Annotated in this window: 15 protein-coding genes; 9 read left to right on the plus strand and 6 right to left on the minus strand. The window is 35.2% G+C overall.

Annotated features, from left to right (window positions below; all coding sequences use genetic code 11):
- Positions 1–61 precede the first annotated feature (61 nt).
- From WCV66_RS25600 to WCV66_RS25610, 3 genes are all read right to left on the minus strand, one after another.
- Positions 62–3,064 (minus strand): hypothetical protein, encoded by a 3,003-nt coding sequence (locus tag WCV66_RS25600; protein ID WP_338787388.1) that lies wholly within the window; start codon positions 3,062–3,064, stop codon positions 62–64.
- Between the two features lie 79 nt (positions 3,065–3,143).
- The gene (locus tag WCV66_RS25605) at positions 3,144–3,923 is read right to left on the minus strand and encodes a CsxC family protein (protein WP_066336229.1); all 780 of its coding nucleotides are present in this window, start codon (positions 3,921–3,923) and stop codon (positions 3,144–3,146) included.
- Between the two features lie 562 nt (positions 3,924–4,485).
- A complete protein-coding gene (locus tag WCV66_RS25610; RefSeq protein ID WP_066336231.1) occupies positions 4,486–5,247 on the minus strand; it encodes a CsxC family protein in 762 nt (253 codons plus the stop codon).
- Between the two features lie 203 nt (positions 5,248–5,450).
- Here WCV66_RS25610 and WCV66_RS25615 point away from each other — a divergent pair, with 203 nt between their 5' ends.
- Both WCV66_RS25615 and WCV66_RS25620 read left to right on the plus strand, forming a co-directional pair.
- On the plus strand, positions 5,451–6,647 hold the full coding sequence (locus tag WCV66_RS25615) for a ParM/StbA family protein (RefSeq protein ID WP_066336239.1): 1,197 nt from the start codon (positions 5,451–5,453) through the stop codon (positions 6,645–6,647).
- Between the two features lie 5 nt (positions 6,648–6,652).
- Positions 6,653–7,024 (plus strand): hypothetical protein, encoded by a 372-nt coding sequence (locus tag WCV66_RS25620; protein ID WP_066336241.1) that lies wholly within the window; start codon positions 6,653–6,655, stop codon positions 7,022–7,024.
- 410 nt (positions 7,025–7,434) lie between these two features.
- Here the strand turns inward: WCV66_RS25620 and WCV66_RS25625 are convergent, their stop codons facing one another.
- Positions 7,435–7,989 carry a CotY/CotZ family spore coat protein gene (locus tag WCV66_RS25625; RefSeq protein WP_066336251.1) on the minus strand — a complete coding sequence of 185 codons (555 nt, stop codon included), beginning with the start codon at positions 7,987–7,989 and terminating at the stop codon, positions 7,435–7,437.
- A gap of 341 nt (positions 7,990–8,330) precedes the next feature.
- Between WCV66_RS25625 and WCV66_RS25630 the strand changes: the two genes are divergently transcribed.
- Positions 8,331–8,522, plus strand: a complete 192-nt coding sequence (locus WCV66_RS25630) for an EAL domain-containing protein (protein WP_338787390.1) — start codon at positions 8,331–8,333, stop codon at positions 8,520–8,522.
- Positions 8,523–9,175: 653 nt separating this feature from the next.
- On the opposite strand, the gene WCV66_RS25635 is transcribed toward WCV66_RS25630, so the two are convergent.
- A complete protein-coding gene (locus tag WCV66_RS25635) occupies positions 9,176–9,529 on the minus strand; it encodes a DUF1360 domain-containing protein (protein ID WP_066336254.1) in 354 nt (117 codons plus the stop codon).
- Between the two features lie 325 nt (positions 9,530–9,854).
- Between WCV66_RS25635 and WCV66_RS25640 the strand changes: the two genes are divergently transcribed.
- The 5 genes from WCV66_RS25640 (at position 9,855) to WCV66_RS25660 (ending at position 12,672) form a co-directional block, all read left to right on the plus strand.
- Positions 9,855–10,265 (plus strand): spore coat protein, encoded by a 411-nt coding sequence (locus WCV66_RS25640; protein ID WP_066336256.1) that lies wholly within the window; start codon positions 9,855–9,857, stop codon positions 10,263–10,265.
- A gap of 160 nt (positions 10,266–10,425) precedes the next feature.
- Positions 10,426–10,707 carry a hypothetical protein gene (locus WCV66_RS25645; RefSeq protein WP_338787391.1) on the plus strand — a complete coding sequence of 94 codons (282 nt, stop codon included), beginning with the start codon at positions 10,426–10,428 and terminating at the stop codon, positions 10,705–10,707.
- 92 nt (positions 10,708–10,799) lie between these two features.
- Entirely contained in the window at positions 10,800–11,270 is a 471-nt protein-coding gene (locus WCV66_RS25650; RefSeq protein WP_066336259.1) for a spore coat protein, read from the plus strand.
- A gap of 343 nt (positions 11,271–11,613) precedes the next feature.
- Positions 11,614–12,096 (plus strand): CotY/CotZ family spore coat protein, encoded by a 483-nt coding sequence (locus tag WCV66_RS25655; RefSeq protein WP_066336260.1) that lies wholly within the window; start codon positions 11,614–11,616, stop codon positions 12,094–12,096.
- A gap of 177 nt (positions 12,097–12,273) precedes the next feature.
- Positions 12,274–12,672, plus strand: a complete 399-nt coding sequence (locus WCV66_RS25660; protein WP_066336261.1) for a CotY/CotZ family spore coat protein — start codon at positions 12,274–12,276, stop codon at positions 12,670–12,672.
- A gap of 117 nt (positions 12,673–12,789) precedes the next feature.
- On the opposite strand, the gene WCV66_RS25665 is transcribed toward WCV66_RS25660, so the two are convergent.
- Positions 12,790–13,314 (minus strand): CotO family spore coat protein, encoded by a 525-nt coding sequence (locus WCV66_RS25665; RefSeq protein ID WP_338787392.1) that lies wholly within the window; start codon positions 13,312–13,314, stop codon positions 12,790–12,792.
- A 539-nt stretch (positions 13,315–13,853) separates the two neighbouring features.
- Between WCV66_RS25665 and WCV66_RS25670 the strand changes: the two genes are divergently transcribed.
- Positions 13,854–14,801: an EAL domain-containing protein gene (locus WCV66_RS25670; RefSeq protein ID WP_338787393.1), complete on the plus strand. Its 948-nt coding sequence runs from the start codon at positions 13,854–13,856 to the stop codon at positions 14,799–14,801.
- Positions 14,802–14,916 lie beyond the last annotated feature (115 nt).

The raw sequence follows: 14,916 nt of genomic DNA on the forward strand, positions 1-14,916 counted from the left end.
CTAGTAAAGGGAAAGGGTGTCTCATAAAAAAACGAGGCACCCTTGCTTTTTATACATTTACCTAATGAAAGCTCCCTGCTGAATTAAGATCAATATACTGCTGCTGCAATAGATCGATAGCAAGTTTGGCTCTTCCTTGAATAGAGACCTTTGGCGTCTCTGCCTGAGATCCTACTTCATCATGCCATACAAAGTTGATACTTCGTAAAGAATATTCAATTTGATCTGTAATTATCTGACAATACTCGTAATGTGAACTAACCTCTCCAGCATCATGTGATCCAAACATAAACTCTCTTTGACTGCTGCCTGATAAGACAGGAGGGTAAAGCCACTTAATAGTAATAATTTTCTCCCATGGAACTGGAACCTTTACTGTATGAAGTGTGTGTGTAGGGTTCTCGTTTACATATTGGATATCTGCTATCAGTATCCCTTTCAAGAAAACAGTAGTTGAAGGTAATAGCACACGGCATTCTAAAGAATCAATCGCCCACTCAATTTTAGTTATATTTGCTATTGGCAATGACAATTCTAACGAATTAAAAATATCGATATCAATGTTCGTTTTAGCAAGCAAAACAGGAAGTTTTACTATTGGGAGGTGCGATTTTTGTGAACAATTTTCAGAAAGATTTTGCTTTAAAGGAGTTTTGCAAGATTCGTCCTCCCTATTTTCCTCCTTTAAAAGCTCTCTTTCAAAACCATCCTGACTAGAAGCATGCTCATGCTCATCCTCAAGCATTAAAGAAAATTTATCTAGTAAAGAGTCAAATCTATTTAGACTTGAAGTAGCATCTTCAATAAACTCATCCTGAACTGAAGAAGATTCATTCTGTAGTGATGAGACTTCTTCAGCGGAAGGAGCAAACTCATCTAGTACGGAAGAGGTTTCTTCAAGCTTCATTGAAAACTCTTCTTCTAGTGAGTTATCTGCTTCTTTGGTTGATTCAGACTCATCCCACTCGGGAGATCCTTCTTCAAGCATTTCTGAAAACTCTTTTTCTAACGAAGAACCTTCTTCTTTGATTAATTCAGACTCTTCACATTCAGGAGGTCTTTCTTCAAGCTTGGCTGAAAACTCTTCTTCTAATGAAGTATCCTCTTCTTTGATTAATTCAGACTCTTCACATTCGGGAGATCTTTCTTCAAGCATCCCTGAAAACTCTTTTTCTAATGAAGAATCCTCTTCTTTGATTGATTCAGACTCTTCACATTCGGGAGATCTTTCTTCAAGCATCCCTGAAAACTCTTCTTCTAATGAAGAATCCTCTTCTTTGATTGATTCAGACTCTTCACATTCGGGAGATCCTTCTTCAAGCATCTCGGAAAACTCTTCTTCTAATGAAGTATCTTCTTCTTTGATTAATTCAGACTCATCCCGTTCGGGAGATCTTTCTTCAAGCATCTCGGAAAACTCTTCTTCTAATGAAGAATCTTCTTCTTTGATTAATTCAGACTCATCACATTCGGAATATCCTTCTTCAAGCATCTCGGAAAACTCTTCTTCTAATGAAGAATCCTCTTCTTTGATTGATTCAGACTCATCCCGTTCGGGAGATCTTTCTTCAAGCATCTCGGAAAACTCTTCTTCTAATGAAGAATCTTCTTCTTTGATTAATTCAGACTCATCACATTCAGAAGTTCTTTCTTCAAGCTTTGCTGAAAACTCTTCCTCTAGTGATGTGACTTCCTCATTCATTGATTCAGACTCATCACATTCGGGAGATCTTTCTTCAAGCATCTCGGAAAACTCTTCTTCTAATGAAGTATCTTCTTTGATTAATTCACAATCATCACATTCAGGAGTTCTTTCATCAAGCATCTCTGAAAACTCTTCTTCTAATGAAGTATCTTCTTCTTTGATTAATTCACAATCATCCCATTCGGGAGATCTTTCTTCAAGCATCTCGGAAAACTCTTCTTCTAATGAAGTATCTTCTTCTTTGATTAATTCACAATCATCCCATTCAGGAGATCTTTCTTCAAGCATCACTAAAAACTTTTCTTCTAGGGTTGTGACTTCCTTGTTCATTGATTCAGACTCATCCTCGGGAGATCTTTCTTCAAGCATAGCTAAAAACTCTTCTTCTAGTGATGTGACTTTCTCGTTTATTGATTCGGAATCATCCCATTTGGAAGATCTTCCTTCAAGCATCGCTGAAAACTCTTTTTCTAGTGATGTGACTTCCTCGTTCATTGATTCAGACTCATCCCATTCAGGAGATCTTCCTTTAAGAATCGCTGAAAACTCTTTTTCTAGTGATGTGACTTCCTCGTTTATTGATTCAGACTCATCCCATTCGGGAGATCTTCCTTTAAGAATCGCTGAAAATTCTTTTTCTAGAGATGTGACTTCCTCGTTTATTGATTCAGACTCATCCCATTCGGTAGATCCTTCTACAAGCATCGCTGAAAACTCTTTTTGTAGTAAAGTATTTTCTTTATTGCTTGATTCAGGCTCATCTAGTAAAGAAGATCCTTTTTCAAGCTTGCTTGAAAACTCTTCCTCCAGCATAGAGGATTCCTCACTGTCAGATGAAGACTTATCACTAAAGGATGAAGATTCCTCGCGCTTAACAGAGAACTTATCCTGGAAGGAAAAGGATTCTTCGAGCATTGAAGAAAATTGATTCATCATTGAAGAGATTCTTTCCTTCCTTTGAATAAGTTCATCTTCATTCAACTCTTGCTTATTATTGTTACCTGCTTTACTTAAATTAGATGATGTTTTGGGTTGCATGAATTCATTCACATGCTCATATTCAAATTCTTCTTGTATATTTTTCTTTAGTTTAATCTTTTGTTCCTCCACCTTTGGTCGAGGCAAAATTAAAGGAACTGAATTAATTTGTTTATCAATATTGCTAGTTGACGATACCTGGTTATTAGTTGCTCCTGTATTCTTATACTGCTCATCATCCACATTCAAAATTTGTTTGTTACTGTTCTTTTGTTGATCTTCTCCACGATCCATTATGCTGTTTGTAAGATCGCTTGAATTTCTATCTCTTTTCCGACGAAATGGGTAGGATCCTTCATATGCATATCTTTTATTATCCATTTTCCCTGAAAGGTGCTGTTAAGCATCCTCTCCAATCCCCTCCCTGCTACTCAATTCTCGTAGAAGCTAACATCTAGTATTAATCACAATCACAGTCATGATCATGGTAGCAATCATCATTTGTTGTAGAAGAAACACGAACCTGTTGATTTTGCAGTACCTTCAAGGTAATATCAACAACCATTTTTTCTTCTACTTTAGTAAAGTACCCTTCGCCAATAGGTGCAGAGTTTGGAAGATGAACTCTATCTATTGCTTCATCCCATTCAATTATTTTGCTGGAAATTAATTCACAGAATGGGAGCTCATTAAAAAATTGGGTACTTTCCTGGTGAAACTGAGATAAATCACTTGATAATAATTCATCTTTTTCCGGAAAACCTGAAGGCAATGATTTTGAAACAAAGAAATCAAACTCTTGACGTTTGTTTAATTCTGGCATCACCGGCTTAGATAAAAATTTCTTGATTTCTGTCACACATTGAAACGGGATATCGACAGTATAAGAATGTAGATCTGACGCTACAGTTTTTGACGTACTTTGTTCAATGTCTTTGCATGGACTTGCATATTGAATATTTTTGCGGACAAATCCTTTTACAAATAATTTGTTTGTAGGCAGAAGCAATCTACATTGAGTTATTTTCACCTGTTTTTTAATATCTTTTATCTCTAATACTGGCTCTGGAAAATCAATAAGTGCATCTACATTCACCTGTAGAGTAAGCTCTGCTAAAACGATAGGTACCTTTGCAATGATTTTTCCAATACTAACATGTGGTCGATGAGGCTTATTATCACATTCACATTGATTTGTTGAAACCTTACAGTCATGCATTTTTTTATTTGTATCAGACATTTGGTCTCCTCCTAAATTCAAGATAGGGCATCATATGCGTGATAAATGACTATGTTACTGGGCACTTGCCTATCGGCATCAATATGAACAAGTGATAAATGCCTATAAACTTAAGGTTCAGGTAAAAAAAAAAATTTAAAAACTTGAATTTTTGAGCGCATATAAGTCAGATAAATAAATTAAGGAACAAAAGCGCAACCGCCTTGATCAGCCTCAGGCAAATAAGATGATTTAGAATAGAAGGTGTTCTTTGCCTTCAATTCTAAATTAGCTAGACCCAAGAGGGGCTAGGCGCTGGAGCTGGATGTCGTGCGCTTATCCACAATTTAAGAATTTAACAATTTCCTAAGCAGTAAAAAAAATAAAAAACTTTTAAGACTGTGTTTAATTACACAATCAATTTTTATGAACTTGGAATATGTATATTAGTAGAGGATTACTTGCTTTATAAACAAGAAAGGACAATACCATGCTTCCTACCTAGAGGAATTGCCATGATATTGCCTTCCGCCTGAATCCTATCACCACTCGCCAAAGTTAGAAGGATTCAATTGTTTTCAGTCTATAAAGCTGTAACCTCTACTTGCTGATTTTGCAAGATTTTAATTGTAAATTGTAAGAACATTTTTTCAACTATATTCTCGAATGTTCCTTCTTCAAACGGAGCATTGCCTGGTAGTGGTTTTCGATCTATTGCCTCATCCCACTCTGTAATATTACTTGCTAATAACTCGCAAAATGGGAGTTGATTGTAGAACTGAGTACTTTCCTGATGGAACTGGGAAAGATCACTTGAAAGAAGATGATCCTTTTCAGGGAAACCGTGTCCTAACTTTTGTTCTCTAAAGAAGTCAAATTCTGTTCGAGTATTTACTTGTGGTAATAGAACTGGTGACGCTAGTGTAACAGTAGTCACACATTCAAACGGAATGTCAGTTGTAAGAGACTTAATGACTGAAGATACACACTCCCCTGATGAATGCGGAGAAGGTGTTGCGTATTGAATGTTTTTACGAACAAATCCTTTTAAAAATAACTGAAAAGGTCCTGTAGAGAATGTAGGTGCAGCTGTAGGTGCTGGAGGTGTCATTAGACGACACTGAACAATTTTCACCCTCTTTTTAATATCCTTAATTTCAAGAACAGGGTCTGGAAAATGTATATTTGCAACGAGGCTGGTACTAACTTCTAATTCCGCAAGGGTAACAGGAACTCTTATTATTCTTGCTCCCGCTGGAGTAGTTACAGGATCTACTAGCACGCTCTCACAATGGTTCACCGAAGCAGATTGATTAACATCTACACAATTTTTATCTTTATTCATTTGTTTTTTCCTCCTATTAATTAGGTTTAATTTAACCGAACCTCCTATTGTTTTAGGTTCAAGTTATCCTATGCGAACCTATGGATAAATGCAGTAGTACAAATGTGGAATTTTGGGAATAAAAAAAAGCCCAAATATATTTATAAGTACTTGCACAATGTAACGCCCAATCTGCATAGGATTCAAGAGGAAGGAGTGAGAAAATGGAAAGACTAAACTTTCTTGCCGTTGATTTAGGAAACAGTTGGTATAAGGCTTTGACTTCTGATCAGGGAATGGTGTGCGAATATCAAATTCCAAATGCCATTGCACAATATGATGGCGAGTTTTATGAAAAACCTTATGATGATGAGGATGTAGTCTTTGAAGAAAACCTTATTGTAGAGGTGAAAAGTCCGGCAATAGTAGATAAAAGGGAAATATTTTATATTGGTAAGGCGGCTGCTAAGCAACGAGATGTAAGTTTAACTACTATTAATAATCAGAAAGTTGATGAGGATCGTACTTACATTCTGCTCTTTGCCCTTGCAGCTTATCATTCAGTGATACTAAACCCCGAAGAAACTGTGCTATCCTATACGATTGACCAATTAGCTGTTTCTTTACCTACCACTCAATACAAAGAAAAGAAAGACAGCTTTAAGCAGCGTTTAATTGGTACTCATTCCGTTATTTTTCATAAGGTACCAGGCACTGCTGAGCCAAAGGAGTTAGTTGTCAAACTACATGTAAAAGATGTAATTGTTGGTGCAGAAGGAGCATGCGCATATTTAGGTCTTACACGTGACCAAGCAACGTTAGGAATTAAAGATGAATCTCTTATTAGTGAATCACGTAAAGGAATCATTATTGGGGACCTTGGGGGAGATTCAGTCGATTTTGTAGGCATTAAGAATAATAAACCTGTAGCTTCTGTCGAAGGAGAACAGTTCGGAATAAATCAATTTCTAGATAATATCATTCAAAAAATCAGTAAAAATGAACTGTATAAATTCGATTCGAGGTCTGAGCTTGAAGAAAAATTATCAGCAGGACAGTCGGAGTGGTTTGTTGAACCGTTTGCAGGCGTAAGAAAAGATATTAGTAAATATATTATTCCGCAGTTAAAATCCATGGCAATGAAATACCTTGAACATTTCGATCGAGTCCGTAGCAGTTCAAATGAAGTCAAAGGTGCAGCCCGGTATATTGCAGTTGGTGGAGCTGCAAAATTGGCCCAAAGAGAAATTCAAGAAGCTGCAGTGAAATGGTCTGAAAGAGGGCGCCCGATTGATTTATTATTCCCAGAAGATATGGAAAAGCTTAATGTTCTTGGACTGATGGTCCTGGCGAAAATGAACCAATTCAAGAAAGAAAATGGGATTAATGTTGCTCATGTTGCCGCAAAGGTTAAAGGGTGATCAAGATGGCTGAAATTTTCACCGATTATATAAACAAAACTATTTTAACTCTTCCTGACAAATTCATCGATGTCAAAACAGGAGAGTCACATATTGTATCCCAAAAAATGCAGGAACAAATTGAATACCATACTAATAACAATACACTTATTCATCTTCTGTTATCAGCCCTTAATAGTTACCTTCATCCTAAACTAATGCATGGGGGTAACGAGGAAATATTGTTTGAGTTATCAGAAATAAAAAAAATGATGCAACAGGGGTATACTCAAAAAAATAATTTCCAAGTATCAAACCCTACTAACCATCGACATCATGCACCCATAGACTTGGAGATGAGTGACATAAAGGATGTTCTTGAAGCTTTTGGAGGATAGCTTTAAGAAAAGCTCAGGGCGCCTTGTTCAGACTAAGGCAGGCATAAGACGCTCAGGAATAGAAGACGTTCTTTGTCTTCAATTCCTGAGTGGCTTAGACCTAAGAGGGTCTAGGCGCTGGAGCTAGACACCAAAACTAAGTACAAAATTTTATACTATCTTAGCTATTTAAAAAGGTGAACTCAAAAACTCTGGTTCACCTTTTTTTATGAAAAACACCCATAATGGTGTTAGTTACTACTTCCATTTAGCTATAATTCTAGCCCACGTTTTTTTAAATAACTAAAGGCATGAAATTGAATTTAAAATGCGGCAGTGAAGGCTGTCCCATATAAAGTCATTTTTCTATTTATAGATTACACCTAATATAGAGCCTAGCTTTCTTACTAGGCTCTATATATTAACCTGATCTATAAATGTACTGCCGGTAAGCATGTTACGGCACAAAAGCAGGAAAGGTCAACATTTATACAAATTCCAGTTTTAACTAAATCATCTACATCTTTATGATCAATTTGACAACATGGTGAACATGTCTCGTCACATCTCTTATATGAATCTTTTTCGCATTTCTTATCAGATTTAAATGTTAATAGTTCAAGAACAGCACAACTATCTTTGATGTCCTTAATTCTAAAGATGAAAGAAGTGATACAAACAAACTTTTTCTTTTTATGATGGGTTAAAATTGTTGTTGCTCCAGATGCTTTGAATGGTGCACAATCACCGCAGTAAAGAATAAAAGGAATCGTGTTTTTCGTCCATTTTTTTGACTCTCCTAATAGTTCTTTAATTGATTCTTTACATGAAGTTCTGCATCCATCATCTCCATCTGCTTTCCTTTGTGCCTTCAGTATTGCCTCCAAGATTTCTTCAACACAACTTTCATGACATTTATCGTGATCTTTGTGGTCGCATTTATGGTGATCTTTATGGTGATCTTTATGGTCGCATTTATTACACATAACCGTATTTTCACTCCCTTTAAATTGATTCTTCGAAAACAGTATACGAAGTAAGACTTTTTTTGACTGAGAATTCTGCCTAGGTGAAGAGAAAAACTTCCAGTAGTTTGTAGTTGAACGGAAGGGGCTAAAGAATGTGACTCATAAGTTCTAATTCCTCTAACAATACCTATATAAAGCTTTTGGTTTAATCAAACCATAAATATATTCGGTTGAGGGGTCTGAACCTTAACTTTTAGTCAGCCAGGATGAATTAAAATGCGCATTTAATTTCACTAACCTAATATTAAGATATTCTAGAATCTATTAAATGATTGGGTTGATATATAAGTTAAGAATAAATGTGTACTAGTTTAATATGGTCAATAACTGGAATTGATTATAATGAAGTAAATTCCAATATTTTCTTAGCATTTGTAACGTTTGCTAAGAAAATGAACTGTGAATTCATTGCTGAAGGTATTGAAACAGAGGCTGAACTTCAAAGGGTTATTGATTTAGGAATTGATTATGTGAAGGATTTTTTATTGTAAAACAAAGTAATCCAATTCCTTCAATTACTGAAACCGCGAAACAATATATCGACTTCTTGGAACTAAAAAGTAAAAGTAGGTCTGTAACAATTAATATTTCTGATAAAATCATTATTGGGAACTAAAAACAAGTAAGTATAAAAAACCTAGTCCATAAAGGATTAGGTTTTTTAAAAGTTATAGTTCTCGGAATTCGCTTGCAAACCCTAAATCAGATTCCTAATTATTCAATATATTTTTTTAATATCTGAATTTGCGCTGACCCGAAAACTCAGTTCAAATGTTTATAAAAAATAAGTGACTTCCACTCAAAGTAATAGTCACTTCTTCAAGTATATAAGCTTGAAACGTTTTATCCTTAGTAAAGGCTGAACAAGTTATTGATTATTAACTCTTCTTGTTCTTTCCACAACCACACCCGCTTTTTTTAACTTTTTTTGCTTTAGAAGTATAGACGGATTGATTTGAGTTACTTGGTCTTAGGGACGAATTCAGATTAATCTTACTCATTCCTTTTCCCACCTTCCTGCGCAGTTTTTATAAGTAAGAAAAATATGCGCTTATTCTGTGCCACTGCACTATTATTTCCAGTAAATCTGTAGCCCTATATCATATTTTATGTGAACAATAGTAATTGTTTCTAAGTGAATTGCCTAATCTATAAACTTCATCACTAGAGTCTCAATCAAACCAGCAACACCTGCTATTGCTAAAATAATAAGTATTGGTTCCGCTCCTTGGGGCCAAAAAATCCATATGCCATACAAAAATGCTGAACACCACACACCAGTACACCAATAGCAGCTCAATAATTCACCAATCCATGCCCTCAGGCCTGATCCTTTCATTTCGATAAAGACTTCAACAGCACCATCATCACCAATTTCTTCTATTTCCTTATGGAAAGGGCGACGAATAAATTCAGTTATCTTATCAAAGACAAGTAGTCTTGTTAATCGAAAGGACGCGAATGCAAAGATGATAAGTTGTAGCCAAGTTGCCAACAATCTCCCCCCTCTAAACCATGATCCTTATACAGTATGGAAAAGATACCTTAAATATGAGTAGGTACAGGTCACCTTTAGCAAAATATTTTACCTGGCTGTGTGTATGTCTTTACATTATGTTCGTCTTGGAGCATTTGCTGAAAAATGGGTGTACATCTGTATGTTTTACTCATTCAAAAGATAGTGAATCTGCATTATATACAAGTAAAGGGAAACACGGCTTTTATTTATCTCCTTCACTTGATCCTTCGCGTCCTTAATAGAATGAAATGGCAAAAGCGTGTTTCTCTTCTAACCTCTTAATTAACGAAAGGAGTGAGTTTTTATGTCTACTAGATGGTCTGCTTTAGATGACTGCAAAAATGAAAATACAACACAAGATGCTGTTCAAGTAACTGAAACACTTCAAGCTTCAGAGGAGCTTATTGTTATTAAAGACTCTTGTAATATCGAAGTGAAAACAACTGAAACTCAAGTCGCTGTTTCCTTACAAGCAGCAATTCAAGTTGCAATCGCCTTAGTTATTAATTTAACAATCGCTGATAGTAATCAAGCTGAAAAGGTTACCCAACAACTATTGCAAAACTCTGTTATTAAACAAGCAAACAAACAAAAACTTATTATCGAAAACTCTCGCGACGTTAAAGTAACAACTACTGACACAGATGTTGCAATCTCTCTTCAGGTTCTTATCCAAATCTTACTTGCACTATTAGTTCAAATTGACATTTTATAATATTCATACTTTTGTTTTAAAAAACCAGTTCTAGGTAACTAGAGCGATCACTTTGTATTCATCTAGACATGCATGATAACCGATATTGTTTATGGAATTGGGGTACGACATAACAGATTTACTTGCCCCCATTACCATTAATAAAGTGAGGTGAAAAGAAATGGCTAACGAAAAACTAAATCTACAAGAAATTTCATCCACTATGATGCAGCTATTTGTTCAAGACGTTTTAAGTAAAAATAATATCTCAAACGAAAACAAAAAAACGCTATCAGATGAGCAAAAAGCGCAGCTTAAAAAAGTAGTAGAAGACCTTCAAGCACAAGTAGACGAGTTTGTTAAAGGTTCTAAAGAAAAGAAAGAGGAAAATCCAGTTGAAAAAGTGGAAGCACCTAAAAATATGACATTACGTGAAATGTTAAAAAGTAGAAAAGACAAATAAACTAAAAATGGGTTTTAGTACCAAGATGTTTGTCTTATACAATAATAGATTTTCAGCATTTAATAGTAGTACATTGAAAGGAGGAAAAAACTATGGAAGCAAGACCATATGAATGGGTAGCATTAGATCGTAATTCTTGTCATCCAACTGAATCTGACGAGGTGGCTGGAAGAAATTTCTTTAACAACGATGCAACAGTACAACAAAATGCAGCACAAGTGAGTGAAACAGAACAAATTTCATCAGAAACAATTATTATTAAAGATTCTTGTGACGTTAACGTTCATACTACTGACACACAAGTAGCTGTTTCTTTACAAGTTGCACTACAAGTCGCTATTGCTCTAGTTATTAACTTAACAATCGCTGATAGCAATCAAGCTGAGCAAGTTACACAACAATTATTACAACAAGCTGATATGAAGCAAGTTAACAAACAAAAACTTGTCATTGAAAACTCACGCGATGTAAATGTTACAACTACTGATACTGATGTAGCGATCTCTCTACAAGTTCTTTTACAAATCCTTATCGCATTAGTAGTAAACATTGACATTTTCTAATGACCAGTTAGAGGCAGGGGAAGCCCCCTGCTTTTTTTGTAGTATCAGAATTTATAACTTTTCTTACTCAGTTTTGGTGTCTAGCTCCAACGCCTAGCCCCTCTTAGGTCTAAGCCACTCAGGAATTGAAGACAAAGAACGTCTTCTATTCCTGAGCGTCTTATGCCTGCCTTAGTCTGATCAAGACGCCTTGAGCTTTTCTTATCATTACATACCATTCACCTAAATTCTTTTCTTAATGATTCATAAACAATAGACGATAACCCACACCAACTAGTCATTACACACATAGTCTGTTAAGGACTAAAGTCAAATAACTATTCTTTAAGGAGATGACTTATCAATGGGTTGCAAAGATAAAAACCGCGACAATAATTGTGTATGTGATGCTGTAGAACAAATTTTAGCGGAACAAGAAGCTGTAGAAGAAATCAGCTGTCCGACTAGCTGCTACAGCAACTTATTAAGTCCTGTAGCTGGACCAACTAGAGATACAATTCCTTTCATCTTAACGAACAAAAAAGGTGAGCTTTTCAAGGCGTTCGGTAATGTTGGTGGATTTACAGGTGACATGACTTGCTTCAAAACAATCTTCTTCCGTGTGGAAGCTGTAGAAGATTGCTGTGCAACATTGTCATTACTACGTCCGGTTGATATGGATGGTAACACAGAAAGCGTATGTGATCCTTGTGATGAAGGATTCTTCGGTCTAGAAAAAACAGACTTCTGTATCGAAGTAGACCTTGATTGCTTCTGCGCTATTCAATGCCTATCACCAGAATTAGTTGACCGCATCGCTGACAGAAAACATCACCATCACAAATAATCCAACATGTAAAGACTGCTGCCATACAGCAGTCTTTTTTTATATGGAAGAATTAAATTAAAACCGTAACGTAATTTACTTTCTGCCCCAATGTTAGAAGATAGGCTAATGACCTAACACCTTTTTTGACCTTGCTACTTATATTAATAGTAAGAATGTTAAAAGGGAGGGAAAAAGATGCGAAATAATAATTGTGTATGTGATGCAGTTGAAAACATTTTAGACCAGCAAGAAGCCGTTAACGAAAAGTGCTCTACTAGCTGTTATAGCAACCTCCTTAACCCTGTTAAAAGTCTTGGAGATACAATTCCATTTATCTTATTCAATGAAAAAGGATCTCTATTTAAAGCCTTTGGCAACGTCGGTGGCGACTGCTTTGAAACTACTTTTTTTAGAGTTGAAAACATAAGAAATTGTTGTGCAACACTGCGACTCTTACTGCCTCTAGATTGTCACGGTCACCTTGCACATGATGTATGTGATGTTAAGAAACTAGTAAAAACAAAAAACTGTGTTGAAGTTGATCTAACATGTTTTTGCGCAATTCAATGCTTATCACCTAGACTTGTTAACTAAAGCATTTGTGGAGCGAATTAGTTGGTCTATTACCTCACATTCTCTCCTTAACAAAGAGGATAACCCATAGCAAAGGTCTCCCCTAAGTCATCCTCTTTTTTATGTTTTAAGTATTATTTAAAACCCTAATAAATTTATTGCTTTAATGTTTTCTAAAGGTAATTCAATAGGTTTGGCATGTGTTAGCGAACGAATTGTAACAATCCCATTTACCTCCGAAATAATGACACCGCGATATTTTTCCTCTGTTGATTCTATTTGACAGAGTGTCCGTGGCATATTCTTAGGTAAATTTGTGAAAAATTCAATCTTCTCTTCAATACTCATTTGTGTTATTGGTTTTCTTTGTTTTCGATACTGTTTCGCTGATTGCTCTTTTTCGACTGGATTTTCTTGAACCGGATTTTCTTGAACAGTTGACGAGATCTCTTCAGGAATTTCTAAAATTTCATTCTCTTCAGGTATTGCCTCCTTTACCAAAGTTTTCGCTTTAGTATCTACACTATCAACTCGTGGCTTTGACTTTGGTTTTGCTTTCTTCACAACAAAGGATTGCATATTGACATTAATGTCTTGATTGTCTGGCTGGACAATATACATAAGAGGTTGCATACGGTATTTTTGTTTTTGCTTATTGCTCATTTCTTTACCTCCAATTATTAAAGAATGTGCACACTCAATATGTTATGCACAAAAAGTAGGTAATGTGCCTAATTCCATTAATGATTAGTGATAAATCATCAAACCTGATTTCAATATCCAAAATCATATTCACTGCAACTAATGACATTTTTTGAGTGAAAAGTGTATTAAAATAACCGCCCCACTAAAAACATTTAAAATTTACATTAAATTTACTCTCACTTAACAATTTCTTGTTATTGTCGTATTACGTAGAAATTTAAGAGGAGAAGCCGTTACTGCTTTTAAGAACATCCCTACATTTTTCATCTATAAAAATAAACATAACAAATACATATTACTTTCTAACTAAAAGAAAATGTATGATTCCTTACAAACCAAACTTTTAGAGAGCGACTTATGATTAACTGCTTTTACATTCGTCGAATATCGATATTTGGAAGGTTATCTTAATAAATTTTGTTAGTTCTTTCCCATTTCCTACGTCATGACTAAATATACAATAACCTTCAGTAGTGATGGATCAAAGGAGAAAAATCATGAACAATGTACATACAGACTTTATCAGTGAAAAGGTTTCTTTAAAGGATGAATTTATGGATATCCTTAGGAAGAAACAACTCAGCATTCATTTTCAGCCAATTGTTCATTTTCATAGCCATCAGACATATGGGTTTGAGGCTTTATCAAGAGGGCCACTAAAAAGTTCTTTTTATAGTCCTTCACTTTTATTTCCTTATGCAGAAAAAGAAGGATTGTTATATACACTGGAAAAAATCGCAAGAGAACGTGCATTTGAGGAGAGCAAAGGTATTTTACAAGGTAAAAAACTGTTTATTAACCTAAATTCACAAGTGATTTATGATAGCAAGTTTAATCCTGGTCATACCATTTCTTTACTACAACATTATGGAATCAACCCTAATAATGTTGTTTTTGAAATTACAGAAAGAAATGCGATTCATGACTTTGCTGCATTTAGGAGTGTATTAAATCATTATCGAGAACAAGGCTTTCAAATTGCAATTGATGATGCTGGGGCTGGTTATTCTTCTTTACAATCGATATCTGAATTGATGCCAGACTATATTAAGGTTGATCGTTCGTTAGTAAGTGGAAGCGATCAAAATGAGGTAAAGTCTAATATTTTAGAAGCATTTGTTATGTTTGCCAAGAAAATGAATAGTGAAATTATCGCTGAAGGTATTGAAACTGAAGCTGAACTTCAACATGTAATTCAACTAGGAATTGATTATGGTCAAGGCTTTTTTATCGCTAAACCCAATAATCCAATTCCTTCTATTACAAATTCAGCCCAAAAATGTTTTGACTTGTTGGAACGTAAAAGTAGAAGTAGGTCTGTAACTGTTGATATTTCTGATGAAATCATTCTTATACAAAACGGGATCGTAATTAAGCGTCAGCCCGCAAGAGAGCTTATGGATGAAAGTAAGATAAAACTTGCAAAGGTTGTTGAGGCATTTTAACAAACACATGATCCAGGTAGCAATTCAGCCATCAAAAATAATTGCGCTTTAATCAAAACATTCCTCTTCTTATATAAAACAAAAACCTAAGCCATAATGGATTAGGTTTTTGTTT

This window comes from Metabacillus rhizosphaerae, from assembly GCF_037201795.1.
Taxonomy (GTDB): Bacteria; Bacillota; Bacilli; order Bacillales; family Bacillaceae; genus Metabacillus; species Metabacillus rhizosphaerae.